We start from the raw sequence: 26,529 nt of genomic DNA on the forward strand, positions 1-26,529 counted from the left end.
CAATTCTTGCTAATGTAAGCCTTGGAATTTTACCTTTTTTGGACAGGAATATGGATATCAATGACCCGTCCACCCTCAGGATCAAACCGATAAAGCTCCAGTTCCGGCCCATATACAAGCTCAAACTCGGCCTCCGAAAGCCAATTTCCGACCATGTACTTAAACAAATGCGGCAGATCCGCAAGAGAGCCCCGGTGGGAACAAACGGCATAGGTTCGTTTAGGTATGCTGAACACTTCCCAATTACCGGGTAAGCAGTGTGGATGCGCCAGATCCGTCAATAGACCTGCCAAATAATCGAAGCGTGTTCCGCCTGTCGGAATAATGACTCCGGCCTGCTCCTGGTGAAACTCTACCGCAGGATGAATGGACCTCCATAAGCATTCGATTTCTTTTTGATTGTGCTCCATGCTGATTGACGCAGATATATTCAGACCCTTCAGGCGTAAACCGGTGACTTGCAGTGAATTCAGGGAGATGATGCGGACATCGGGAGTTGCGGGGAAGGAAGCTGTGGAAAACAATTCGTTATCTGTGAAGGAGAGCATGGGGTAATGAAAGGTTGACAATCCACGAATCCGGTATTGCTCCGGCGTTATTCCGGTCACCTGCTTGAAGGAACGCGTAAACGCTTCATGACTTGCAAAACCCAGCTCCACCGCAATTTCAATGATCCTTTTTTTCGATTCCAGCAATTCCATGGCCGCTATGGAAAACCGGCGTTTCCGGATATACATGGCCGCTGGCTCCCCTGCCACCATACGAAAGAGCCTGTGGAAATGCCAGGGGGAGATATGTACATGCCCAGCTGCAGCTTTCAGCGATAATGGGTTAAACAGATTATCTTCGATAAATAGAATGGACCTCTGGATCATGTTAATATAGCTCATCTGGCACACCTCCGGCTTTGCGACTTTGAAATACATGCGGGAAGGGCTGCTTCACGAAAGCGGAGAATGTCCTGCTGAATGCCCCCGGGCCCGGAGCTAAATACGAGGTCTGCAAACGACAAACTACAGACCACACCCCCTCCCGGTTTCAGCCCTATCGTTTTTTCTGTTTGCCTTCCAAATTTTCTTTTGCTCGATACTTGGCAAGCTCGCTTACCAATTCCAACGGGATCGGTTTATCTGCAGGAAATTTAATCGTGGTTTTGGATACCTCGTAGGGCGACAATTCTTGTTTGAAAACTTCAAATACTGTAAAAGGCGGCGGAAATGACAACGAATAATGATCTTTATAGGCGGAGAATAGATCAGCATCCCATGATATTTAAATGCCGGCAGTTGATAGCTTATCACTTCCTCCGCTTCAGGCACGACATTTTTAATGGTTTGCCTGATTTGTTCCAGCGAGTCTTGAATCTCCTTTTGAAAGCTGCCGAAATATTCGTCTACCGTTTGAAAATTGCTTTTTTTGGTGGATGACATATTTGCCTCCTCGCGCAGTAAAGGATTGAAAAACACAGGTAAATTATAGCATAATGAACCAGTTTCGATTGCTTCCAGATTGCTGTTTATCCGTAAATGGAATAAAGGGCTGCTGTATGCAGCCCTCTATTTGCTTCAAGTGCGCTCAGCGCGCTCTAGCGTTTGTATTGCATCGACGGCGCCATGCGCTGTCTTAAATCATAGAGCCGATGAAGGCTGGCGAGTGCCCGCTCCTCATCCTGCTTGGCCATAGCGACGGTTAACGAATCGACCAGCGCAACGGGCGCCACCATCGAATGAAACTCTCCGCTCTCCCCCCGGCAGGTATAAAGAACAGCGTCGGCCAGATCCACCAGCTCGGACACCATCGCATCCGTCACAAGGACGGAGGGGCAGTTCGCCTGCCGCGCCAGTTCCAGCAGCACCTTCGCTTCCGGGGGAGTATTGGCGAAGCCAAACACGATGAGGACATCGGATGCGCCAAGCTGGCCGGCCCATTCGAACAATTCAGACCCGCCGCGGGAAATATGATTCACCCGGTACCCGAACCGGTTCAGCCTATAATAAAGCAGCTCGCAGAGCGAATGGGAAGGTCCCGAGCCATACACGAATATCTGCCTGGCCCCGATCATGCTGTCGACGGCAAACTGGAAATCCTCGCGCGACAGCAGCTGGCAGGATCAGATTTTTGTTGTATATCCATAGGCGTGGAACAGACGAAAGCCGGTTGAAATGAACCGGGCTGTCTGTATATGATTTTTCAATGATCATCTTCTGTAACATGACCGGGCATTCTCGTTAATCTCGTTGCATTGTCTCATCATCAAGAGAATGGAAGTGTGATATAGTAATCGGTGCAGGCAGGCTGGAAAAGCCTCTGACTTAAAGTTAAAGGAGTTTTCATACATGACTGAATCCTTAACAGCAGCCTATAACCAGACCAACTATAAATTGGGCAATCACGGCAAACGCGATATCCGGGTATTAAAAGAGGCCTTTCAAGATATTGAAGGGCAGTTGGAAAGCGACAGATATGGCACGGGAAAGATCATTGAGGATTTTCAAGCGAAGATGGCGGCTTTACTGGGAAAAGAGCATGCCGTCTTCTTCCCGAGCGGAACGATGGCCCAGCAGATCGCTCTGCGCATTTGGTGCGATGAACAAGGCTTCAGGAAAGTTGCCTATCATCCGCTGAGCCATCTGGAAATTCATGAAGAAGACGGCTTGAAGGAGCTGCATCACATCAAAACGGTTCTGCTGGCTGACAAAAGCCGCGTCATCGGGCTGGAAGATGTCGTGAATATGGAGGAGGGCATAGCATGTGTCCTGCTGGAGCTGCCTCAGCGCGAAATCGGCGGCCAGTTGCCAAGCTTTGAAACGCTTCAGCAGATTTCGGAATATTGCCGCGACAAAGCCATTAAGCTGCATCTGGATGGGGCACGCCTTTTGGAAATCCTCCCCTTTTATCAAAGGTCGGCCGCTGAGGTTTGCGCTCTTTTTGACAGTGTCTATATCTCGTTATATAAAGGAATCGGCGGGATTGCAGGAGCGATTCTGGCAGGAGATCAAGCCTTTATAGCGAAATCCAAGGTTTGGAAACGGCGCCACGGCGGCGATTTGATTAGCTTGTATCCGTATATCGTCTCTGCGGATTATTATTATAATCTACGCTCACCCAAAATGGGGCAGTATTTTGAAGCAGCAAAGGAGCTTGCCGCCCTGTTCAATTCCTGCCACGGCGTTTCGACGCTGCCGCTTATGCCCGTTTCGAATATGTTTCACGTCCATTTCCATCTGGCCAAAGAGCAAGCGGCCTCTGTTCTGGCAGAGGTTCAGCAAGCCACGGGTGTTGGCATCACGAGCTATTTGACAGAAATCGATGAACATACCTGTTCCTGCGAAATCAGTTTGGGGGATTTGTATGCGGAACTGCCAAGAGAAGCCGTCATCAAGGCATTCCAGGTGCTTGATGAAAAAATGAAGCAATAATTCGTGATTCCCTGCTGTGTTGCATAATGGAAAAGAGGAGCTTCCCTAAAGGAGGCTCCTCTCTAATCGGACCCGGTTATTCGCGTGAGAAGCGAAGTCCCCAGGTGCACGGAATGCTGCACTTCAACAAAGACTGAATTCGATATACAGGAAACAGCGTCAAAGCTCCGCGGCGAAACCGACGATGGCATTTCCAGTTTTCGTTATCGTGTATTCAACGGTTTTGCCGCTCCAAAAGTGGAAAGTCAGCACGACTTCACCGTCATTCACTTCGTTGAAGAAGTCTTGCGTGAGCTTTATCCCGTTCGTGTCGTACGAAGGCGAGAAGGCGTACGCGAATTCCTTGAAAGACGTCCAGTTCTGCGGGCCTGCGTTGCCTCCGGCAGCGTACACGGCTTCCATCGTAGCGAGCCGGTCGCCGTTGAACGCAGTCGGGATCGAGAACTCGTTCGTTGTTCCGGCAGCGTTCTGCAGCACTGGTGTATCGTAGACGATTACGTCAAACGTCCAGTCCTCACCCTTATTGAAATCCGCAGTGATCTCCGCGTTCTCGCCGTAGGCGCCGGACGCCGTCAGCCTGGAGAGTAAGCTGGCCTTCACCGTCAAGAGGTCCCCTTCCAGCGAATAGTCGCTGCCTTTGCGAAGCGGCCTGCCATCATGGCGAAGAGCCGTCAGCCGATTGCCGTTCAATTCGAGCCGGATAACAGCGTCCTGCGCTTCCGCGCCTTTGGCCAAATAAATCAAATCGGTTTCCGCGGCTGCGGAGCGGCCCTTCCAACTGGCTTTCAACATGCCATATAGCTGCGGATCGTTCCATTGCAGCGCATTGCGGTCGAGATGCTGCCCGTTGTCCCACAGCATATGGGTAATGCCTCTTTCTTGAACGTAATGAAGCAAGAATTCGAAAAATTTAAGCTTCTCCCCTTGTTCGATCGTACCCGTATTTTTGTCGAAGCCGAGCAAACCGTATTCGCCTAGAATGACGGGAATACCCTTAGCCACCAGCGAATTATAGACGCGGTCGAACGTTTGGACAATGTCGTTTTTCGTTTCTTCGTTGAATCGGGTGAAGCCGGCAATGTTGACGCTGAACGGCCAAAAGCCGTAATAGTGAACGGTTGCAATCAGGTTCGGGTCGTCCAGCGCGTCGAACGTGTCCACCAGTGCGTCGAGCCGGTCCTGATTCGCGTTCGTCTCGAGCGTAGGCAGTACGAGCGGGCGCTCGGAGTTGTTGCCGCCGGAGGCGCGCACAATCTCATGGAAGGATGCATTCAATTCTTGCAGCATCGCGAAATGGGCTTCGTCGCTTTCACCCCAGCCGTCAGTGAAACGAGGTTCATTGATGCTCTCGAACGACAGCTTCTTCGAATAGTTTTTGAACCGCTCTGCGATTTGCTCCCATGCTGCATTATAACGGGCAAGCACAACGTCATGCTCCGTCCCCATCCGGTTAACCCACAGCCAGGAATCGTGGTGCAGATTGATCATGACGTACAGTCCGGCGTCCAGAGACCAGTTCACGACCTCTTCAACGCGGTCCAGGAATGCTGGTTCAATCATGTAGTCCGGCGCCTCGCCCATCCGCTGATCCCATGTGATCGGGATGCGGATGCTGTTGTATCCTTGCGAAGCGATATGCTTGATGAGCTGCTTCGTCACACGCGGATTGCCCCAGGACGTCTCGTCTGCTCCGGTTGCGTCGAACGTGTTGCCAAGATTCCAACCGGGCTGCATGGCTTCGACATACGATTGAATCTTGCTCTTCGGAACGGGGATCGCTGGCCGCTCCTGCGTGGCCGCGCTGGCGAAAGAAGGAACGAGCATGGTCAACAAAACCGATACCGTCAGCAATATACGAATGAGCTTGCTGGATGAAAACATAATTCTGAATACCTCCTCCTGGATTATGTTCTGAAACAAAATGCGGGTCAGGTTGATCAGTTGCCCTGACGTGTTCCTCCTTTTATGAAAACGTTATCAAAAAGCAGTGGCAGTGATGATTTTACCGGATTATGGGTTTTGGAGAAACCCCGATAATTAGTGGATAAATCAGATGAAAATCGAGACTTATGTGTTAGCGGCAGAGGGGCATTAATCGATTACTTGCCTGGTCGTCAGCTTTCTGGACGCCGGTCTTCTTATATAGGGAAATCTTGCCCATGCTAGCTGCGGTCTCTGTAATCCTGCGGCGTAATGCCGAATTCCTTTTTGAACACCTTAATGAAATACGGCGGGTTCGTGTAGCCGGTCTGCTCGGCAATCTGATAAATTCTGCAGCCGGTGTTTTTCAGCAGGTACGCGGCTCTCTCCATCCGGTACCGTAACAGGTAGTCGCTCAGCATGCTGCCGGTCTCCAGCTTATAAACACGGGACAAATAGACCGGATGCAGATGAACATGGACCGCGATCGCCTGCAGCGACAGGTCGCCAGCGAGATGGTCTTCAATATACTCGTGCACCTGCTTAACGACACTGCTGCGTGTATTCTTAACCTCGTTCTCCATGTCGGTCCGGATGCGCTCGACCGATGTTCGGGTCCATTCCTGCAGCTGAGCCACGGAGCGTGGTGAACCGCCCCCCGCGAACATTTCGAACTCTTGCCCGATCAGGTTTTCCAGCTTGCGGCCGTTCTTGTGAGCAATATGGGAGAGCACCGCCGCGATGGCGAAGAACGTTTCCACCAGATGCTCTAGCGAGCCATCGAACCTCTCCTGCAGCTCCTCAAAAATGTGGCCAAGCTTCTCTTCCGCCGCTTCCCACCTTCCGGCTTCGAACAAATGGATGAGCGCTGGCGGTTCATACAGGCTCTTGAGCGTATGGACCGTGCCGGAATCATCCTCGCCTTCCCTCAGCGCCAGGAAGAACCCCCTTTCCGAACCGACTCTCCGGCGCAGCGACGCGACAGCGGATGCGTACTGACCGCCTAACTGCGCCGGAAACCGTCCCCATGCGCTGGCTACCAGGCTAATCGTGCCTTTCAAATACAAGCTGACAACCTTTTGGAACTGGGCGGCGATGTGTGCGATCTGCGCATGCTGTTGATTCCGGTCACCCCTTGCTTTCACGACCATTACTAAATTTTCATTCCGGTCCTTTGCGGTCCACAGGCGGAAATCGTTCCCGAACATCTCCTCCGCCATGTTGCCGATTGCAAACTCGAAGAGGGACAGGCTTCGCGGATCGAACTGTGCGAATTCGTCTTCGAGACGGATCAAGAGCACTGCGGTTTCATCCCCCACTGTATAGGGCAATTCAAGGAGCTGAAGCTTTTCTTCCAATACATGTGAAGCGTATTCTCTACCCTCCAGCAGTTCACGCAGCAGATGTGCGCGCATAAGCGGCAGATTAGCACGCAGTGCACCGACGGCCCGTTCATACGAGCTGATCGCCGCCCACTCGGTCCTGATCTGCTCGATCGCACCCTCGACGGAAGCCCGCAGGTCTTCGTCCCGCACCGGTTTCAACAGGTAATCCGACGCACACTGGAGCAGCGCTTCCTTCGCATAATCGAATTCGGAGTATCCAGACAAAAGAATGGTTCTCGTCCGCGGCCAATCCTGCCGGATCCGCTTGATCAGATCAATGCCCGTAATGCCGGGCATCCGGATGTCGGTTATCACGATATCAACAGTCCTGCCTGACAGAATGTCGATTGCCTTCTGTCCGGAATATGCCTTATGCACCTTGTCGATCTGCATCTCCTCCCAGGGAAGCGTGCCCGCAATCCCGTCCACCACGGACTGTTCGTCGTCGACAATCATCAGCTCATACATACACCTGCACCTCCGGTAAAATCATGCTATTCTTGCGTCCATCTTCGGCCAGCGAAAGCTCACCGTAAGTCCGCCATCTGCGGATGGCCTGATCGATAGTGCCGCCTCCTGGCCATATTGATAGACGAGCCGCTGGTTCACGTTCCACATGCCGCAGCCCATCTCTTCATCAAGAGGCTGACTGATTTTTCTTCGCAGCAGCTCCAGCTCCTTTGCCGGAAGGCCAACGCCATTATCCTCCACCTGAACTTCGTAGTACGCCTCTGACTCTCGCCCTGCGATCCGGATCCGGCCTTCACCTACCTTGGGCTCGATGCCGTGAACGATGGCGTTCTCGACGAGCGGCTGCAGCAGCAGCCTTGGTATCACGATCGGAAACATCGAATCCGGCACATCGATTTCGTAACGGATCCGCTTCATGCGCAGATTCTGGATTTCGAGGTAGTTCCGAAGAAGGCTTATTTCTTCCTCCAGACGCGGCGTCTGCTTCTCGTGCCGGGTCATATAGCGATAGTATTCGCCGAGATTAAGCGCCATTGTTTCCACTGCCACTCCCTCGCCGAGCCGCGTCATATTCTTGATATAGTAAAGGCAATTATATAGAAAATGCGGATTAATCTGCGCCTGGAGCTGTTTGAGCGTCGCTTCGCGGGAACGCAGCTTCTCGGTATAGACCTTCTCGATCAGCTCCTGGATCTGCCGCGCCATCGCGTTGAAGCGCTCGTACAGGATGCCAAATTCACTCCGCGGCCTGTGCGTGATCCGCGCAGAAAAGTCGCCGATCCGGAGCCGCTGCATGTTGAGAAGCAGCTGCCTGACCGGCACTTGGACATTGCGGTACAGCATGAGCGCTGCCCCAAGCCCGAGCAGAAGCAGCAGCGTCAGGACGATGTAGAAGGAATTCCGGCTCTTCGTGATGGGCGACAAAATTTTCTCGAGCGGCACATAATCGACCAGATACCAGCCCACGCTGTCCAGCGCAACCATATTCACTACATACTGCTCACCCCTGACCTTCTTCAACCGGTTAAACGCTGGCTGCGTACGGTCTGAATCCAGCATCCGGCTAAGCTCGACGAGCGTATCGTCCTTGTATGCGCCGAACCTGATCACGTCTCCGCCGTGACGGTAAAGGAATGGGTGCCGCTCGCCGTCCGTTTCATAAGCACCGAGCATATCCATGATCCGCTCCGCCGGGAACCGGGTCTCGATAATCAGCTTGGCTTTCAGCGGATTGTCCGAGCCCCCCTGCGGCTCAGCTGCGTACCAGACAAACTCCTGCCGCTCTTTCTCGTATTTCCAGCCCCGTCCGACATTTCGTTCCAGGTATCCGGATTCATAGCTCACCGTATTGTCCGTCGATATGACATCCTTGATCTGCGGAGCGTACACCGAAATCCGGTTGATCCATCCGCTCATGGCCTGTTGGAGGCTGATCCGGTCAAGAACCGTATTTTTGACCCGGATGACATCCGTATAGTTGGGATAAAGATCGATATACCGGTAATCGTTTAATGAACGATCCCGGATCAACATAATGGAATATGTAGCGATCTCTTCGATCTTCTTATCCATCTGACTGGCAAAGAAGATCAGTTGGTTCTTGTTTGACTGGTAAATCTCCGCTTTCACCACACCTACCGTCTTCTGGTTGGCATACGTGTAGAGCACCACGATCGGGGTCAGCAGCAGCAATATGAGCAGCATCAATTTCTTATAGACGGTCAAACGCACGTTTCCCATCACGGTCTCTCCATTCCCTGCAATCGGTTAACAAAGTAACATCATTCTTCACAGGTTGTTCTGGATTATGAAAGCGCTATCTTATTACAATGGAAGTAATCGGCATAGACCGCTTTCACTGCGGCCATTCATCCCTCTAAAGGAGCGACCTCCCATGCAAGCAAGCACAGGCAACCCGCAACCGATTAAGGCGCCAGCGGCGAGAAAAGCTGCCAAGGTCAGGAACAGGTGGAACTTCAAACGGACATGGCCGCTGCATTTCATGATGGTGCCCGGCGTGATCTTCACCCTTATCTTCGCGTACCTCCCGATGGGCGGCATCGTGATGGCGTTTCAGGACTTTAAGCCTTGGCTCGGCTTCTTCAAATCCGAATGGGTTGGCATGGAGCATTTCCGCTATATGTTCCAGCGTCCCGACAGCGTGCAGGTCATTATGAATACGCTCATCATCGCGTCACTCAAGATCGTCTTCCAGCTCATTACCCCCTTGATCTTCGCCCTGCTGCTGAACGAGGTACGCGCGATGGGCTTCAAGCGCTCCGTACAGACCCTGGTCTACCTGCCTCACTTCTTGTCCTGGGTTATCCTCGGCGGCATCCTGCTTGACATGCTTTCCCCTGAAGGCGGTCTTGTCAACCGGGCACTCGGCGTTTTCGGTATCGATCCGGTGTTCTTCCTCGGCAACGGCGACTGGTTCCGCTTCACTGTCGTCGTCAGCGATGTCTGGAAAGAATTCGGATATGGCACAATCGTTTTCCTGGCTTCGCTCGCCGGCATCAATCCTTCGCTCTACGAAGCCGCCGAAGTGGACGGCGCCGGGCGCTGGAAGCAGACGGTATATATCACGATTCCTGCGCTGATCCCGATTACCATTGTGCTCGGAACGCTGTCACTGGGCAATATTCTGAATGCGGGATTTGATCAAATTTTCAATCTGTATAACGCCCTTGTCTACAGCAAAGGCGATATTATTGATACTTTCGTCTACCGGATGGCCATCCTGAACGGCGAAATGAGCTTCGGCACAGCCGTCGGCCTGTTCAAATCGGTCATCGGCATGGTTCTGATCATCTTCGCTTACCGGCTGGCTTACAAATTCGCGAATTACCGGATTTTCTGAATTACCTGTTTGCATGTATAGGAAGGAGGTCGTCATATGCGCCGCCAGTCCGTTTCTTACCGGATTTTCTCCGGCTTCAACTATGCTCTTCTGCTTGTCGTCAGTCTGCTCTGCATCATGCCGCTCATTCATATTCTGGCCGTTTCCTTAAGCGGCAAGGCGCCGGCAAGCGCCAACCTCGTCGGCTTGTGGCCCATCCAGTTCACGTTCGATGCCTATGAGAAGACACTCGTCAACGATAACTTCCTTCGCGCGCTCTGGCTGGCAGTGGAGCGGACGGCGCTCGGTACCGGAATCAGCATGGTGGTCATCTTCCTGACCGCCTATCCGCTCTCGAAGGAGGATTCGTTCTTCCGCGGCCGATCCGTCTATGCCTGGTTTTTCGTATTCACCATGCTGTTCAGCGGCGGAATGGTGCCATCCTATATTCTCATCCAGAAGCTTCATATGATGAACACGATGTGGGCGCTCGTTCTGCCGACCGCGGTCAATGTGTGGCTGCTGATTCTGATGTTGAACTTCTTCCGTACCGTTCCCAAGGAACTGGAGGAAGCGGCGCTCATCGACGGGGCCAGCCATCTACGGACGCTCGTCAGCGTATATCTGCCGATTTCGCTGCCTGCGATCGCAACGCTCTCGCTGTTCAACATGGTGGGCCACTGGAACTCCTGGTTTGACGGTATGCTTTATATAACGGAGTATGACAAATACCCGCTCGCGACGTTCTTGCAGACGATCATCGTACAGCAGGACCTCAGCAAGGTCAACGTCCGGCCTGAGGATCTTGAGAATATTGCCCAGCGTACCGTTAAAGCGGCGCAGATTTTCATCGGCGCACTGCCGATCCTGCTGGTGTATCCGTTCCTGCAGCGGTACTTTGTCAAAGGGATCGTGCTCGGCGCGGTTAAGGAATAGAATGGCGATGGAAACCGCCGGCCTGCTGCATGCAGGCAAGCGGTTTTTGTTGTGTATAGGCTTAAAACCCGATCCGCGGAATTTCCCGGGCTTCTTCGCGGGTTGGCTCCAGCCGGCCGTCCGCAATCCCGTAAATGCGTCCATGGGTTGCGGCGACCCGGTCGGTAAACGGCTGATAAGGCCGATGGCAGACATCGACGGCGCCAATCTGGAAGTTCTCTCCATCGAAGCGGCCCAGCAAAGCCTGGTCATTGAGGATAAAATAATGTACCCCGACGAGATCCGTCAACGCGGCCGCATGCTCCACATAATGGCTGTATGCCTTGCCGCGCTCCTCTTGCGTCGTTACGCCGCGAAGACCTGTTGCCAGCAGGCCGGCGTCAGGCGCTCCGAAGTGAAATTCACCAATCATGACAGGCAGACCGGTAAGCGTTGCGATCTCGTGAATTTCGTCTGCATCGGGCTTCATTTTGTAGCAGTTTATCGAAAACACGTCGAAATGATGGCTTCCCTTGAACAACTTCGGGGATGAAATCCATGCGTAGCGCATGCCGAGGTTCAAATGGTTCGGATCCGCTTGGCGGCATGCCATGGACGGGATGGCATTATATTCTTCGATCATGAGCTCCGTAAACAGATCGAGATCCTCAGCTGCGGCTGCCGATGCAATGACTGAATCAGCTTCGAACGGCTGCAGCAGCCCGTCGAACGACATGAGTGCCGTTCCCCATGCCTCATTGAGCCGGCTGATCTCACCTTCATAACGTTCCGACAGGAACCGGATCATCTCCCGCTTGCTTTCGAAGGCAGCATCCAGTTCCAGCAGCTTCGCCGCCAGATTAACATCGCCTGCGAATGCCCAGAGCGGTTCGTTACGCAGGAAATATCCGATCAGATACGGATCGTCCGCGTATGCTTTCAGCTGCTCTGCAAACTGCTCAGCCCCAGCGCGGAACTCCTCGCTGAATACATCCGGAAAGTCGCGAAAGATCGACCGCTGCGTCATCGGAAAATGCTCCAGCGGCAGCACATACGGCATCGCCGCCCCCCGGATGAACCCCGGATCGGACCAATTGCCCACCGTATTAAAGCCCCATCCCAGCAGCCGATTGCGGGTGATAAGCGCCCAATCCTCGTACCATGTGCGCCCGAAGGAGCGGATCAAATTGGCGACGGCATAGTTGAAATAGCGGCCGTTCATCAGATCGCCCCTCCCGTCGGTCACACTCCATGCCTCCGCATAATCACCGTCCTGCGGCGGCAGCCGGCTAAGCAGCGGCTCCATGCCGTCGACCTTCATGGACTCGCCGGGATTGACGCAGTCCATGCCGAGGCTGTAGAATGCGGAGCCGTCCGGATCGACCAGCCACCACCTCCTGCCGTCATGCTCCGTCCGGAAATAGCCGGACGCCGCGAACATCTTGCCCTTCCAGCCGCCGAACCGGCTTCTCTCCGCAGCTATGCTGGCTGAACTGCTTTCCCGTTCGCCCCGCAGATAAGTGGCGAGTTCAACCGAATCCGCGGTTTTCCCAGGCCAGCTCTTGCGCGAATACTGTCCCAATTCGTCCGCAAGGCTGATTGGCTGCAGCGTATAATCAGGCTCCGCCATAGATAGATGGACGTTCGACACGTTAAACGTCCAGCCCTTGGCGGAAGCGAGCGTGCCGATTGCAAATGCTGCGACCTCAGAGCGCTTCAAGCCTTCACCCGAGACAAGCGTCTTCAGCTTGCCCGGCGTCCGCGGCAGGAACACGGCTTGCGAATCGAGCGCGTCCAGCGGGAATGCGATGCGCGTCAGCACACCCGGCAGCACGCCCGTGAAAGATTGCAGCGACGGCTCCCCGTCTATGCGTTTATAAAATTCAAGCCCGAGCCCAAGCACTTCATCCTGCTCGTGATACACATCCACAACAAGATAAGGCGCCATCTCCCAAAGCTTGCGGCCGCTGTTCGCGACGGGGAATAATTTCCGCCCGCCTGCGGGGCCGATTGTAAATTCCTGGTCGCCTGCAAGCGGGCCATTTTCTCTGCTGCCCATTTCGCTTCGCCTCCCGGGTTTATGAATTTCACATATACCGCAATTGCAGTCTTTGGTACCATAAAGACCCGGCCATTGGAATGACCGGGCTTGCTGTCCGCCGCATTTGCTGGTTACTTGCCGCCTACGGCTTTATACCACTCGTTGGCTTCGGTGTATATTTTGTCGCCGCCGTTCTTGTTGTAATCCTCAACGAACTTATCGAACGCATCGATGCCAAGCTCCCCGTAGACGATCTTGCTGAAGATTTCCTTCTCAAGCTTCTCCAGGAATTCGCGTTTATCCTTCATTGTAGGCGTCGCGGAACCCGTAAACATATTCTTCATGGCGATATCCTTCTGGTCGACGACGATCTTGGCTGCCTCGAGGACGGCTTCCGGCGCCATTTCCTTCTGCAGCTTCTCGAACGTCGTTGAAGGCTCTTCGCCCGAGGCGATCTTCGCCAGCGCATTCATGGAGAGCGAAGGAATCCGCGCTCCGTCGAACGTAAGCGTATATTTATTGGTTGCGAAGCCGTTTTCCCCTTCCTTCAGAACCACTTTCTTGCCGTCTTTCTCATCCCAGTCATAGCCCTTCGACAAGCCGTATTCGAACTCGCTGCCTTCTTTCGGGTTGGCGTAGTTGTCGAACAGATAGTTCTGGTATGTGAAGAACACTTCCGGATTCTTCATATCCTTGTTGATCAACACCACGCCGTTGTTGTTTGGCGTACCGTGGCGCCCGGCTTTGCCATCCGGTCCGGCCGGGATCGCATACGCCTTATATTCCGCACCTTTTACATTCTTCTTCACATCTTCAAGCGGCCACGAAGGCATCCAGTGCGGACCTGCTACGATACCTGCTTTGCCGGAGGTGAATGCTTCGGTCGACTTCGTTTCGTCCCATAGTCCGGCTTCCTTCGGAATGTAGCCCTTCTTCATCCAGTCGCTTAATTTCGTCAGACCATCCTTCATGGCAGGATTGATCGAGCCGTACGAGATACCGCCCTGACCGTCGGAGTTCCACTGGTTCGGCATTGTGCCGTAAGCGCCGAAAACCCAGCCCGCATCGCCCATCCATGTATTCAACCAATTCTTGAAGCCGATCGTCAGGCCGAAGGTATCCTTCTTGCCGTTGCCGTCCGGATCATTGTTCGTGAAAGCTTCCAGGATCTGTTCAAGGTCCTCAATCGTCTTCGGCGCCTGCAGATTCAGCTTTTTCATCCAGTCCTCACGGATCCAGAGCACCGGGTCGCCGTTGTATGCATAGTCCAGGATCGGAAGGCCCACCCGCTTGCCATCGCGCATATACGGGTACCATACAGTAGGATCCTCGTTCATAGCGTCCTTCCAGGTCTGGGAGGCATACTTGTCAAACAGCTCGCCCGCATCCTGGAATCGGCCGGAATCTATGAGGTCGTCGACCACGTCTGCTGTAGTGCGCAGCGGCAAAATATCCGGGAACTCCTGGTTGGCGGACAGCGCCAGACGGAGCTTTGTCTTGAACGCATCGTTCGTATCCACTACAGTCCACAGATACTTCAGCTCGATGCCGAGCTTCTCTTTCGCCCATTTAGTGTGAACGTTGTTCTCCATCGACTCGCCGTCTTTGAACTTCACCTCGGCACCGATGCCCCGCACCACCGTAATGGTTACCGGCGGATCGAACTTCCCGTCTTTTATCGGTGCACCGCTCTTGGCCGGATCCGTATCCGCGTTGCCCGTACTTCCCCCGCTGCCGGAAGAGCCGTTGTTGTTTGGAGAGTCGTTATTGCCGCCCGTGCAAGCGGCCAAAATGCCGATCAGCACGGTAACCAGTACAAGAGCAATAGATTTGCGCAGCTTTCTCATCGTGGTTCCTCCTATAACGAAATTAATGATAACAATCAAATTGTAAGCGATTTCGTAAAGGGCGGACAGAAAAAGGTATTAACATCCATACAACTTTGTTAACTTCTTGAAAGCACTTCCATTTAAAAAGCAGATCATTATATTATCTGTTAAAAACATGGATATTGGCGTCAAAGGCCGGCGCGTGGATAAGGGTGAACGGGCGAATAGATTCAATCTTCGCTCCCGTTACAAGACAAACCCCTCCAGAGAGCGCTCTTGCGAGTCGCGGTCTGCTTGGAGGGGTTTGTTCATGTGTCAAAGCGCCCAGTTCAGATAAATCAATTCACTTTGGTAATGCGATTCTCGGTTTTGGCGGTAATCAGCCCGCTCGGGAATTTCGTTTTCACGTATGTGATCGTCGCATCCAGGTCGACAGGACCCGCCTCGCGGTTCGTTCCTTTGACGAGCAGCGTATAGCTGTCGCCCCCGGTTGCCATAAAGTCGTTCACGACGATTGTATAGAAAGCCGCGTCCTCCAGCGGGGTACCGTCCGCTTTTTTGATCTCGATAATCTTCTGGCCGTCCGGCTTGCTGTCATCATAAGAGTACGTGAACCCGGATACTTGGCCGATCTTTGTTCCGGTCTCACCCCACTGCTGATTCAGCAGTTCTTTCATCTGGCTTCCGGACAGCGTCATTTTCACAAGCACATTGCCGAAAGGCTGGATGCTGAACATACTGCCGTACGTAACGGCACCTTCCGGCATGTCGCTGCGGATGCCTCCGGAGTTCATAAACGCGAAATCCGTCTTCATCGCCTCGCGCATGCCGTCCGCAATCAAGTTGCCGAGCGCGGATTCGCCGGATGCTGCCGCGGTGCGGGTGATGGCTGCGTCCGTTTTGCCGACCGGCGCATTCATGACCGGCGCGTTCAATTCCTGGTAGTCCTTGATCATTTTCGCGATTTCGGTATCCGGTTCGATGCCCTCTCGTTTGACATCAACAACCTCGCCTTTGGCCAGCACGATATCATGCGTGGCGCGGTCGATCTCCAGATCGATGTCGGAGAAGGCTGTGCCGTAAGAGTAAGCCTCGATGACCAGCTTGCCGTCGATCACTTTGTTCAACCCGCCATGGTTGTGGCCTGCGAAGATGACGTCCACTTCGTCGTCCACATTGTTGGCCAAATCGACGACTTCACCGGTCGGCGCGTCGGCGCTGGCCTCGAAGGGATCATGTGCCAGAATGACAATCGCTTCAATGCCTTTAGCCTTTAATTCCGCAACGGCCTTATTGACCGCCGGGGCCTGTTCGATGAAGGTCAAGCCTTCGATGCTGGATGCTTTGACAATCGTAGGCGTGATGTTTGTTACGACGCCGATAAAACCGATTTTGACCCCGCCGACTTGTTTGATGACATAGGCGTCAAGGAGCGGTTTACCATCCTTATCCATGACATTGGCCGCCACGTAAGGAAAGTCCGCTCCGGCAAAATCTTTGCCGGATACCGGATTCTTGCCCCCGTTGATCAAACGCAGCGCTTCCTCTGCGCCCCTGTCGAATTCGTGGTTGCCCACCGTACCGGCATCGAAACCCAGTCGATTCAGGAAATCGATGGTCGGTTCGTCCTGCAGCAAAGCGGAAACCGGAGCGCTTGCGCCTACCGCGTCGCCAGCATGCACGAGCAGGGTGTTCGGGTTAGCCGCTTCGCGCTGCTTCAGATAGGCGGCCAGGTAATCGGCTCCGCCGAGCGTAGCGGTAACGTTCCCGCTGGCATCCTTCACTGTCTTGCTATAATCCAACTGGCCATGGAAATCGTTTATGCCGAGCAGTTGGACGGAGACGTTGCTGGTCAGAAGGCTGATCACTTTGGCCGCTTCGGCACGCGTGGCCGCCGCTTTGGGGTTAAACTTGCCGCTGCTGCCGCTCATCACGCCGCGTTCGACGGTTATGTCGACGCTTGCGCTTGCCCCGGCACTGATGGCCGAACCGTCCGTGAATTTCGCTTCGCTTTCCGCTTTAAGGGGCTTCCCTGCCTTCAGATTCAATGCCCTGCTGATCATAATGGCCATTTGCTCGCGGGTAATGGTTTGATCCGGGGCGAACCGGTCTTTGGTAATGCCGCTGACAAGACCGTTCTCCGAGGCGGCCGCCACCGCGCCGGCATACCAGGCTGATGCAAGGACATCCTTGAATTTCGTTTTACTTTTGGCGGTCAATTTCAACGCTTTAACCAGCATGGATGCAAACTGCGCCCGGGTTACCTTGGCATTCGGATCGAATTCCGCGCTGCTTGAGCCCGAGACGATTTGTTTGGAAGCAAGCTCGTTAATCGCGGAATACGCCCAGTGCGATGAAGGTACGTCCTTGAACGTTTTGCTTACATCCAGGGAAAAGAGGCCGAAGCCTTTGTCATCCGTCTTGTTCAAATAACGGATGTTGGGCGACGATTTTACGTACTCGGCCGCTTTCGGGGAAGACGTAATCGTTACGTTCACTTCTCCGAAAATCGGCGCAATCGACCAGTTGTTATCACTCGAGGGATCAATCGATTTCTGCGATGAAATATAATCCATCAAAATTTGACGGTTCTCATCGGGCGAGTCGATGACGTATCTGCTTCCTTTCACGCCAGGGAAGCTGCCGCCGCCTCCAGCACGGTAGTTGTTAGTCGCGACAAGGAAATCCTGATTCGGGTCGATAGGTTTGCCGTTATAGTTTAATTGGACGATCCGGCTGGAATTGGCGTCGTTGATCGTGCCGTCCGGTTTATATTTGGCCGGCTTCGTTACGTCGATCTGGTACGTCACACCGTCGATGACGTCGAAGTTATAGACCGGAAATGTTGGGTTGAGGAGCGGTTGCTCTTCTTTCTTGTCCGGATCGATCTGATTGAATTTGCCCGCGGACATTTCGAGCCATTCCTTGACGGCTGAGCCTTTCACCAAAATCACTTTTAACGTGTTGTCATACAGGTAAAGGTCGCCTGCGCTCTTGATCGCGAGAGGGCCGGCTTTAATTTCCGTAAACTCGTCCGGACCGTTGCGTCCCGCTTTAAAAGGTGCGCCCACGGACAGGATCGGTGTGTTTTTATACTGGGGCAGGTTTTTCTGCACATAATTCTCGACGTACCACTTTTGCGCATTCGTTACGATTTGGATGGAAGGGTCGTCCTGCACCAGGGAGAAGAAGCTGTGAATCGGCGCGGTCGTCGTCCCGATCGGGCTGTTCGCATATTGAATTGCCGCTTCATGGTCGGCTTTCACCGCTTCAACGACAGCAGGCTCTGCTTCAACCAGCGGCTTTTGGGCCGCAGTATCGTAAATCGCTTTTGTGGACGATTGGGAAGCGGCCACCTTCCACTTGCCGGCCTCCTTTTCCAGCGTCAAATCGATGATGCCGAGGTTGTTCCCGCCGTATTCCGCTTGCACCGCAGGCACTCCGTTGATCGTTCCTTTGGCGTTGTCAACGCCCGGTAACACGCTGCCATCCGTGTCCTTGAATAGCGGGTCGAGCGATTTATCGTCCACCGCAGGAAAAATCTTGTGGGTGTGGGAGAACGTAATGGCGTCGATACCCGCCACTTTGCTCAAGGGCAGCACAGCATCCTCGGCATCCGCATATGCTTTGGCGGATCCGTTGAAGCCCGTGTGCGCCAGGGCGATGATAAGATCGGCTCCTTCAGCGCGCATCTTCGGGATGAATTTCTCGGCCGTCGCGACAATGTCCCGGGCCGCAACATGGCCTTCGAGCCATGATTTGTCCCATTGGGTAATTTGCGGCGGAACGAAGCCGATCACGCCGATTTTCAGGGATTGCTCCTGTCCGGATTCGTCTACCAATGTTTTGGTAATAATTTCATAGGGATCAAAACGATTGACGTCATTGTCCGGATTGCCGTCTTTGTCGTCCATATACACGTTCGCGTTAACATAAGGAAAGTTGGCGCCCTTCACGGCTTCATCCAAATAATCGAGTCCATAGTTGAATTCATGATTGCCCAGTGTGGCGGCATCATACCCCATAAGGTTCATTGCTTTGTATACGGTATGGACTTCGCCTGTTTTCAGCGGAGCGACAAGCGCCTTGTAGGTACCGAGCGGGGTTCCTTGAATCAGGTCGCCGTTATCGACCAAAAACGTATTTTTTGCTTCCTGGCGGGCGGTTTTGACCAATTGGGCCGTTTTGGCCAAGCCTACCGTGTCTGAGGGGGCGTCCTTGTAATAATCGTAAGAGAGAATATTCGTATGAATGTCCGTCGTTTCCATGATTCTCAGCTTTAAAGCCGCGGTGCCCGGGTCAGCTGCTGCCACAATCCCATTAAATGGAAGGGCGATCAGGCTCACCGTCAAAGATGAAATAATGAATCTGCTTAATTTCCTCCTCTTGATCCGGTTTTTCATATGCTGCCTCATCCTCTCATGTTATGCATGCTAACATTTTTATCATAAGGGAAAAGGTGGATGGATTACTAGAATTAAGTTTTTAAAACTATTAAAAAATAAATATAAACGATATCAGACCAATACGAATTGCATACACTCCGAAACGCAGCTCAAGCACAAAGACGGCCGGGAACCCTCAGTCGAGGACTCGCGGCCGTCTTTATATTTTTAGTGAACAACTTAGCTGCAATTACAGCTTTTTGTCATCAACACCGCTCAGCCAATTGTCGATGTCCCCCATGACCGATACGACACAGCCGTCTTCGAACGGGGATATGAGACCGGCCACCTTGACGAGCTCCAGGAACGACTTGCTTCCGCCCTGCTGGCACAATTTCAGGTAATCGGCCCAAGCGGCTTTATAGTCTTCGTTCATCCGCTTCCAGAATTGGAACGCACAGATTTGCGCAAGGGTGTAATCGATATAATAAAATGGCGAGCGGAAAATATGCTGCTGCTTCTGCCAAAAACCTCCTCGTTCCAGATAGTCGTTTTCATCGTATTTGCGGTGCGGCAGGTATTTCTTCTCAATTTTGCGCCATGCCGCTTTGCGCTCGTCCGGCGTCGCATCCGGATTTTCATAAACGAAATGCTGGAATTCATCCACCGAAACGCCGTACGGAATGAATTGCAGCGAGCTCGCCAGATGATCGAAACGGTATTTATCCGTATCCTCCTTGAAGAACAGCTCCATCCACGGCCAAGTGAAAAACTCCATGCTCATCGAATGAATTTCGCACGCCTCATAAGTTGGAAATCCGTATTCCGGCACCTCGTAGTGGCGGCTCTCAAACACCTGGAAGGCATGCCCTACTTCATGCGTCAACACGTCGATATCTCCTGAGGTACCGTTGAAATTGGAGAAGATGAAAGGAGCTTTGTAATCCGGCAAATACGTGCAATAGCCGCCGCTTTGCTTGCCTTTCTTGCTGACCAGATCCATCAGCCCGTTATCCAGCATGAAGGTGAAGAATTTGTCGGTTTCCGGAGAAAGCTCCCGGTACATCTTCCGGCCGTTCTCCACGATCCAGTCGGGATCGCCTTTGGGCTTAGCATTACCGGTTTTGAAGCTGAATCCTTCATCGTAATATTGCAGCTGGTCAACGCCGATCCGGCGGAGTTGACGCTCTTTGAGCTTAGTGGTCACCGGCACCATATATTGGGCCACTTGATCGCGGAAATTTTGAACCATCCCCGCATTGTAATCCGTTCGGCTCATCCGTGCATATCCGAGCTCGACGAAATTGCGGTAGCCCAGCTTCCTGGCGATTTTGGTACGCACTTTGACCAGATCGTCATAAATGCGGTCCAATACCTGTTCATGGTCCGCCATGAATTGATATTTGGCGTCCGATGCCCGGTGCCTCATATCCCTGTCCGTTGACAATTCAAACGGCGTTAACTGAGCCAGCGTCCGTTCTTCTCCTTCGAACGGGATTTTCGCGGATGCGATGAGCTGGCTGTACTCCGTGGATAATTTGTTCTCCTGCTGCAGGTCTTCAATAATTTCAGGGCTGAATGTCTTGAGCGACATTTCCGCCAGACGGAACAGCTGCGTGCCCCATTTGGCTTCGAGCTCCTGACGGAATTTCGACTGGGTTAACGCACGATAGTAATCCGTTATGTACTCTTGGATAACGGGATTAATTTCATCGAAATAATCTTGCTCGGCCTTATAAAATTCGTCTCTTGTATCTACGGAATGGCGAATGGAGACCAGCGTCTCCTGTGTGTTGTACTCGTTGCGCAATTGATTGATGGACTCCATCACCTGGTTTTGTTGTGCTGCGCCTTCAGCCTGGTTGAATGATGCGAGCAGTTCCTTAAAACGCTGTTCAATCTTCTTCACATCAGGACGTTCATATTGATACTCATTGAATGTCATGAATCCGACCATCCTCTCTGTTCGTGCCTTTTATTGACTATTACTCATCATACCCCAACCGAAAAACATTTTTCCATGTCGAATCGGCCTGGATTGCCCCACAGAACCGCTCCTTTATCGGGATCTTGAACGACTGTCCAGAAACGTTTGGTAGTTCAAATAATAGCAATCTATCATTTTCTGAAAAGTGCCAATATAACCGGTTTCGAAGTCCCAAGGATCCTTAATTCGACATTTAAGGAGAAATCCGGGACGAAATGGATTGGCGCGATCTGCAGAAAGGACAGGCGAATGATTACCTTCTACCCTCCCTGATATATTCATCCCTTTGCAGCTCAGGAACTTCAACCTGGACCGTATCCGGATACTTCACTCCAGCTCCGGTGTTTAAAGCAACAACGGTCTCTTCTTCCCTGATCCATCCGTTCTTTCTCAAAATTCTTGCGGCTGCAAAAACAGCAGCGCCTTCCGGGCAAATAAATGCGCCTTCCATTGAGGCTATTCGCCGCTGCTCTTGCAAGATACTTGGATCATCAACAGCAATAGCGCAACCATCCGTCTTATAGACCGCATCCAATACTAAAAAATCACCAAGGGCTTTCGGTACATTGATTCCGAATGCTGCAGTAGTTGAATTCGGCCAAAATTCCGATACGGCCTTTCTTTCTTCCCAGGCTTTGACAATAGGCGCACACCCGGCTGCCTGAACAGCGACCAGACGAGGGAGCGGACCCTCAATCCAGCCTAAGGCCAGCAATTCCATCAATGCTTTATATATACCAATAATACCTACTCCACCGCCGGTTGGATAAAGAATGACGTCAGGCATTTTCCATCCTATTTGTTCAGCTATTTCAAGTCCCATCGTTTTCTTGCCTTCAATACGGTAAGGTTCTTTTAAAGTCGATGCATCAAATAAATTAAAATCCTTGACAGCCTGTCCTACAATCCTGCCAGCGTCGCTAATTAACCCATTGACCAGATATAAATTTGCTCCTGAAACCGCGCACTCGTTTCTTGTGATCCTAGGGGCATCGAGAGGCATCACAATGATTGATTTAATGCCCGCTCTCGCTGCATACAGCGCCCATGCGGCACCGGCATTTCCATTCGTTGGCATAGCCAGCTCTTTAATTCCCAGTTCCTTTGCTTTAGAAACACCGACAGCAGCCCCTCTTGCTTTGAAGGTTCCGGTTGGTATAATACCCTCATCCTTCATAAACAGGTTGGGAATAGAAACAGATTTACCAAAATTCCGCATTGGAATTAATGGCGTCATTCCTTCTCCCAATGACACAACGTTCTCTTCTTTTAGCACCGGGAGTAATTCGTGATACCTCCAAAGATCAGCTGGTCTTCCCAATAAATCCTTTGGTTTAAACTCCTTTTTCAATTCATCCAGATCATAGCTGACCAGTAAAGGCGAACCGCATATACACAGTTGATGTTTCTCATGCAAATTGTAGATTTTATTACACTTGGGACAGTTAAGGTGGGAAACATAGCTAAACTTCATTTATCTTGCCTCCATTTTCAAGTCATTCATCGTAGTAGAACCATTCTGTACGAATGGTTTATTAATTTAAGAGTACAGGATGAATTACTTTTATGGAATTAAAATTAATTAATCGGACTGCCGCTATTGAATGTACCGCAGCCTGTGCTCTTAGTACCTTTACGGTATCCGAGCTTAGGCTGCGGTTGAGTGGAACGATCAGCACAATTCCCTGATTATTTTAAAAACTTTGGAGGCTTCCGGTGATGGGTCGCTTGCTCATAGGAATACGCTAATTTAATAAGAATCGGCTCACTGAATGCTTCGGATAAGAATGAAATACTTATTGGCAGCCCATCCGATCCAAACCCCGTCGGTACCGAAATAGACGGATAGCCGGATAAACTGGCCAAATTGCTGCTGCCAGGCGCCTGCCCGCATTTATAGCTTGCGTCATTTACTCCCGGAAGGGGCTGAGCGGTACAACCGCTTGTCGGAAATACAACGGCATCCAGATCATTATCTTTCAATAGTTGATCAATGACTCTACGGAACGATTCCGGACCATACTTCAATGTGGCCTGGTAATAAGGATCCTGAAGTCCCCCTGCAGCCTCTGCTGTCTCCAGCCGTCCAAGCACGTTAGCATTTAGAGGCAGATTATTTTTTTCTGCATCCGAAATGATGTCGGACAATGTTTTGAACGGTAAAGCATTGCCCCTGGTTTTAAAATAATCTTCAAGCTGCCATTTAAATTCCAAATCTGAAATGGTGCTGTAGATTTTACCGGACACGTCAATCAGGTCCTGCGGGATTTTCAAGGAATCCACAATTACGGCCCCTTGTTTTTGCATATCTTTGATGGCGGCATTCACCGATTGGTCCACTTCCGGATTGGCTCCGAAATAATTGCGTAAAACTCCGATTCGTGCTCCCTTTAGCCCGTTCTTTTTCAAGAATGGCGTGTAGTCTTTATAAGATTTTCCAATACTTTGGTAAGTCGCCGGGTCGTCAGGGTCGGCTCCTGCCACAACGCCGAGGACGATAGCCGCATCCGCGACGGAGCGGGTCATAGGTCCGCCGACATCAAACGTCAAGGAAAAGGGAATAATTCCGGAACGGCTGGTAAGCCCCAAAGTCGGTTTTATGCCCACGAGTGCGTTGCTTGCAACCGGTCCACGTATGGAACCGAGCGTGTCCGTGCCCATGCCGACCGCAGCCAAATTTGCGGCCACAGCCGCACCGGGACCGGAGCTGGACCCGGAAGGACCGCGATTCAGTTTATAAGGATTCAATGTTTGCCCGCCAAGCGAACTATATCCCCCGCCCGCAGCGCCACCATGCGCCCATTCATCCAGGTTCCCTTTGGCCAGAATAATCGCCCCGGCGTCACGAAGTTTTTTCACCATAAACGCATCCTTAAGGGGGAGTGTGTCTTTAAGAGAAGCTGATCCGCCTGTTGTCGGTATATCCGCGGTATCATAGTTGTCTTTCAATATGACAGGAACCCCGTGCAGCGGTCCTCTGGGCCCCTTGGTTTTCCGCTCCTTGTCTAATGCAATAGCAGTTTCCAGCGCATGCGGGTTCACCGTAATAATGGAATTTAAATGAGGACCTGCTTTATCGATTTCACCGATTCTTTTCAGATACAAGTTTACAAGAGCTTCCGAGGTAAGTTGTCCCGAAGCTAATGCTTTCTGAATGTCTTCAATCGTGGTCTCCTCGATGACAAACGTTTTTTTGGCCGGGGAGCTCCCTTCGGCAATTATAGAAGCAGGAACAACCACAGCAAGCATAAGCAAGAATAAGAAGGCTATTCGCAAACTGTTCAACATTCCAATCATCTCCCTCATAGATAATCATTCTGACACTGCACCTTGAATACGTTATCACTCCTCTCAATGTTAATTAAAGTAACATAAATAATAGCAATTTCCATACTAAAGAATATCCTATTAATTTGCAATACTGTGAAGTCATTCCTCCAACTATGCGCATCAGATAAAACGAGAATCAAGATATATCCCGTGAACGAGCGGAATGAGCAGCACCTCTTCATCACTATGTGGTATGATTGGCTGTTCTTCTTTGTTCTCTCACGCTCCCAGATATATATATTTTTATCAGGTTTAGCCATGTTAAATATTGCTTAATTACAAGAGTTGCGTCTATACTAATTGATGTAATGTTATATAACCTTACGTATATGGGAGGAAATCGAATGAAACCACTCATCAAAAAGAGTGCACTTCTTTTCTTGACCGCCTGTCTGTTTTTTGGAGTTATGCAGCTGCCCGTTTACGGCAAGAACTCAAATGTAAGCCTGCAGAAAGCCAAACCTTTTATCCTCGAGGAAGCCACCGTAGAAAGCATCCATGCGGCATTTGCCAATAAAACGCTCACTTGCGCAACTCTGGTTAAAAGTTACCTTGATCGCATTAAAGCCTATGACCAGCAAGGGCCTGCCCTTCACTCGATCATTACGGTCAACCCCATTGCCCTGAGCATTGCGGCACAGCTGGATAAACAATACAAAAACAGTAAAGGCCGAGTCGGCTCGCTGCATTGTATCCCCATCATTCTAAAGGACAACTTCAACACGTATGATATGCCAACTACCGGCGGCAATGTAGCCATGAAAGATTCGGTACCGACATCCGACGCTTTCACCGTCGACAAAATGCGCAAAGCCGGCGCCATCATCCTTGCAAAATCCAACCTGCAAGAGTTCGCGCGTGGCGGCGTATCCATCAGCAGCCTCGGCGGTCAGGTTCTCAATCCATATGATCTGACCCGCACTCCCGGCGGTTCCAGCGGCGGAACCGGCGCTGCAATCGCGGCCAACTTCGGTGTGCTGGGGACGGGCAGTGATACCGGACAATCGATCCGTTCGCCGGCTTCCGCTAACAGTCTTGTGGGAGTACGACCGACGAGAGGGTTAATCAGCCGCGGCGGCGTCATTCCGAACAGCTTCACGCAGGACGAAATTGGTCCGATTGCCCGTACAGTGAAGGACGCGGCAAAACTGCTCGACGTCATGGTTGGCTACGATCCCAACGATCCAATAACCTCATTTGGTGTTGGTAAAACTCCCTCCAGCTATGCGGCAGGATTGAAGGCGAATGCTTTGAAAGGCGCGCGCATCGGCGTCATGACTAATCTGTATGGCAAAGAGGAGCGTCACGCAGAGGTTAATAAAATCATGGAGCAAGCGATCAAAACGATGGAAGCAAAAGGCGCGACCATTATCCGTTTCACACTGCCTGAATATGACACGTTGTCACCGATCGTCGGCACCTCCCAGTGGGAGGCCAACTCTGCAATGGAACATTACTTTTCCGAACTTGGCAATGACGCTCCTGTGAAAAGCTTCAAACAACTGGTAGATTCCAAAACAGCATCACCGGATATCCAGAAGACGCTGGAATCTGAGATTGCCGTACAAGACGGTCTGAACAATCAAACGTATAAGGATCGCACGCTAAACCGTGACAAACTGCGCTTGGCCGTTTCTTCCAAAATGGCCTCGCATAAGCTTGACGCAATCCTGTACCCGCTGCAGAAGGTGCTTGTCGCACCGGCAGGCCAACCGGATCAGCCGGAGCGAAACGGTACATTGTCTAATGGCACCGGCTTCCCGGCCGTTACGTTTCCGGGCGGCTTCAGCACCAAGACGGCAAGCGCACCGCTCGGGATCCCAGTCGGCGCAGAACTGCTCGGCCTCGATTACAGCGAGCCGCTGCTGCTCTCGCTCGCTTATTCTTTCGAGCAGGCAGCAAAGACGCGCAAAGCCCCACTCAGTACTCCAGCTCTCAAGTAAGGCATAAACAGCCAACGTTTGTGCTTACCAGACGGTTGTGCCGAAGGTTCATTTGATCAAGGAGG

The 26,529-nt window shown here is 51.9% G+C and carries 16 protein-coding genes; 4 read left to right on the forward strand and 12 right to left on the reverse strand.

The genetic code is table 11. The annotated features are described in order from the left end of the window. Positions 1-29: 29 nt before the first annotated feature. The 3 genes from AC0YNV_RS12115 to AC0YNV_RS12125 form a co-directional block, all read right to left on the reverse strand. Positions 30-890, reverse strand: a complete 861-nt coding sequence (locus AC0YNV_RS12115; RefSeq protein ID WP_475768317.1) for an AraC family transcriptional regulator — start codon at positions 888-890, stop codon at positions 30-32. Between the two features lie 213 nt (positions 891-1,103). Continuing rightward, complete coding sequence (locus AC0YNV_RS12120) at positions 1,104-1,430, reverse strand: iron chaperone (protein ID WP_475768318.1); 327 nt, start codon at positions 1,428-1,430, stop codon at positions 1,104-1,106. 155 nt (positions 1,431-1,585) lie between these two features. Beyond that, positions 1,586-2,062, reverse strand: coding sequence for a MurR/RpiR family transcriptional regulator (locus tag AC0YNV_RS12125; RefSeq protein WP_475768319.1), 477 nt, complete (start codon positions 2,060-2,062; stop codon positions 1,586-1,588). Positions 2,063-2,336: 274 nt separating this feature from the next. Between AC0YNV_RS12125 and AC0YNV_RS12130 the strand changes: the two genes are divergently transcribed. Further along, entirely contained in the window at positions 2,337-3,419 is a 1,083-nt protein-coding gene (locus AC0YNV_RS12130) for a threonine aldolase family protein (RefSeq protein ID WP_475768320.1), read from the forward strand. A gap of 159 nt (positions 3,420-3,578) precedes the next feature. Here AC0YNV_RS12130 and AC0YNV_RS12135 read toward each other — a convergent pair whose 3' ends face one another. From AC0YNV_RS12135 to AC0YNV_RS12145, 3 genes are all read right to left on the reverse strand, one after another. After that, entirely contained in the window at positions 3,579-5,300 is a 1,722-nt protein-coding gene (locus AC0YNV_RS12135; RefSeq protein ID WP_475768321.1) for a cellulase family glycosylhydrolase, read from the reverse strand. Between the two features lie 281 nt (positions 5,301-5,581). Continuing rightward, entirely contained in the window at positions 5,582-7,192 is a 1,611-nt protein-coding gene (locus AC0YNV_RS12140) for a response regulator transcription factor (RefSeq protein WP_475768322.1), read from the reverse strand. A 21-nt stretch (positions 7,193-7,213) separates the two neighbouring features. Then, the gene (locus AC0YNV_RS12145) at positions 7,214-8,935 is read right to left on the reverse strand and encodes a sensor histidine kinase (protein ID WP_475768323.1); all 1,722 of its coding nucleotides are present in this window, start codon (positions 8,933-8,935) and stop codon (positions 7,214-7,216) included. A gap of 262 nt (positions 8,936-9,197) precedes the next feature. Between AC0YNV_RS12145 and AC0YNV_RS12150 the strand changes: the two genes are divergently transcribed. Next, the gene (locus AC0YNV_RS12150; RefSeq protein WP_379114116.1) at positions 9,198-10,055 is read left to right on the forward strand and encodes an ABC transporter permease; all 858 of its coding nucleotides are present in this window, start codon (positions 9,198-9,200) and stop codon (positions 10,053-10,055) included. 36 nt (positions 10,056-10,091) lie between these two features. Beyond that, positions 10,092-10,970: a carbohydrate ABC transporter permease gene (locus AC0YNV_RS12155; RefSeq protein WP_475768324.1), complete on the forward strand. Its 879-nt coding sequence runs from the start codon at positions 10,092-10,094 to the stop codon at positions 10,968-10,970. 61 nt (positions 10,971-11,031) lie between these two features. On the opposite strand, the gene AC0YNV_RS12160 is transcribed toward AC0YNV_RS12155, so the two are convergent. The 6 genes from AC0YNV_RS12160 to AC0YNV_RS12185 form a co-directional block, all read right to left on the reverse strand. Next, entirely contained in the window at positions 11,032-13,008 is a 1,977-nt protein-coding gene (locus AC0YNV_RS12160) for a beta-galactosidase (protein WP_475768325.1), read from the reverse strand. Between the two features lie 113 nt (positions 13,009-13,121). After that, a complete protein-coding gene (locus tag AC0YNV_RS12165) occupies positions 13,122-14,837 on the reverse strand; it encodes an extracellular solute-binding protein (RefSeq protein ID WP_475768326.1) in 1,716 nt (571 codons plus the stop codon). Between the two features lie 320 nt (positions 14,838-15,157). Further along, positions 15,158-19,222, reverse strand: coding sequence for a bifunctional 2',3'-cyclic-nucleotide 2'-phosphodiesterase/3'-nucleotidase (locus AC0YNV_RS12170; RefSeq protein WP_475768327.1), 4,065 nt, complete (start codon positions 19,220-19,222; stop codon positions 15,158-15,160). A gap of 232 nt (positions 19,223-19,454) precedes the next feature. Next, the gene (locus tag AC0YNV_RS12175; RefSeq protein WP_475768328.1) at positions 19,455-21,149 is read right to left on the reverse strand and encodes a M3 family oligoendopeptidase; all 1,695 of its coding nucleotides are present in this window, start codon (positions 21,147-21,149) and stop codon (positions 19,455-19,457) included. 295 nt (positions 21,150-21,444) lie between these two features. Then, positions 21,445-22,665, reverse strand: coding sequence for a threonine synthase (locus AC0YNV_RS12180; protein WP_475768329.1), 1,221 nt, complete (start codon positions 22,663-22,665; stop codon positions 21,445-21,447). 215 nt (positions 22,666-22,880) lie between these two features. Next, on the reverse strand, positions 22,881-24,479 hold the full coding sequence (locus tag AC0YNV_RS12185) for an amidase family protein (protein WP_475768330.1): 1,599 nt from the start codon (positions 24,477-24,479) through the stop codon (positions 22,881-22,883). 386 nt (positions 24,480-24,865) lie between these two features. On the opposite strand from AC0YNV_RS12185, the gene AC0YNV_RS12190 reads away from it, so the two are divergent. Further along, positions 24,866-26,464, forward strand: a complete 1,599-nt coding sequence (locus tag AC0YNV_RS12190) for an amidase family protein (protein ID WP_475768331.1) — start codon at positions 24,866-24,868, stop codon at positions 26,462-26,464. The last annotated feature ends 65 nt before the right edge of the window (positions 26,465-26,529 follow it).

Source organism: Paenibacillus sp. JT31N11, from assembly GCF_056269285.1.

Bases quoted from the DNA above. Each gene is read 5' to 3' on its own strand.
- AC0YNV_RS12115 (WP_475768317.1), bottom strand. From the start codon at position 890: ATGAGCTATATTAACATGATCCAGAGGTCCATTCTATTTATCGAAGAT.
- AC0YNV_RS12120 (WP_475768318.1), bottom strand. From the start codon at position 1,430: ATGTCATCCACCAAAAAAAGCAATTTTCAAACGGTAGACGAATATTTC.
- AC0YNV_RS12125 (WP_475768319.1), bottom strand. From the start codon at position 2,062: ATGATCGGGGCCAGGCAGATATTCGTGTATGGCTCGGGACCTTCCCAT.
- AC0YNV_RS12130 (WP_475768320.1), top strand. From the start codon at position 2,337: ATGACTGAATCCTTAACAGCAGCCTATAACCAGACCAACTATAAATTG.
- AC0YNV_RS12135 (WP_475768321.1), bottom strand. From the start codon at position 5,300: ATGTTTTCATCCAGCAAGCTCATTCGTATATTGCTGACGGTATCGGTT.
- AC0YNV_RS12140 (WP_475768322.1), bottom strand. From the start codon at position 7,192: ATGTATGAGCTGATGATTGTCGACGACGAACAGTCCGTGGTGGACGGG.
- AC0YNV_RS12145 (WP_475768323.1), bottom strand. From the start codon at position 8,935: ATGGGAAACGTGCGTTTGACCGTCTATAAGAAATTGATGCTGCTCATA.
- AC0YNV_RS12150 (WP_379114116.1), top strand. From the start codon at position 9,198: ATGATGGTGCCCGGCGTGATCTTCACCCTTATCTTCGCGTACCTCCCG.
- AC0YNV_RS12155 (WP_475768324.1), top strand. From the start codon at position 10,092: ATGCGCCGCCAGTCCGTTTCTTACCGGATTTTCTCCGGCTTCAACTAT.
- AC0YNV_RS12160 (WP_475768325.1), bottom strand. From the start codon at position 13,008: ATGGGCAGCAGAGAAAATGGCCCGCTTGCAGGCGACCAGGAATTTACA.
- AC0YNV_RS12165 (WP_475768326.1), bottom strand. From the start codon at position 14,837: ATGAGAAAGCTGCGCAAATCTATTGCTCTTGTACTGGTTACCGTGCTG.
- AC0YNV_RS12170 (WP_475768327.1), bottom strand. From the start codon at position 19,222: ATGAAAAACCGGATCAAGAGGAGGAAATTAAGCAGATTCATTATTTCA.
- AC0YNV_RS12175 (WP_475768328.1), bottom strand. From the start codon at position 21,149: ATGACATTCAATGAGTATCAATATGAACGTCCTGATGTGAAGAAGATT.
- AC0YNV_RS12180 (WP_475768329.1), bottom strand. From the start codon at position 22,665: ATGAAGTTTAGCTATGTTTCCCACCTTAACTGTCCCAAGTGTAATAAA.
- AC0YNV_RS12185 (WP_475768330.1), bottom strand. From the start codon at position 24,479: ATGTTGAACAGTTTGCGAATAGCCTTCTTATTCTTGCTTATGCTTGCT.
- AC0YNV_RS12190 (WP_475768331.1), top strand. From the start codon at position 24,866: ATGAAACCACTCATCAAAAAGAGTGCACTTCTTTTCTTGACCGCCTGT.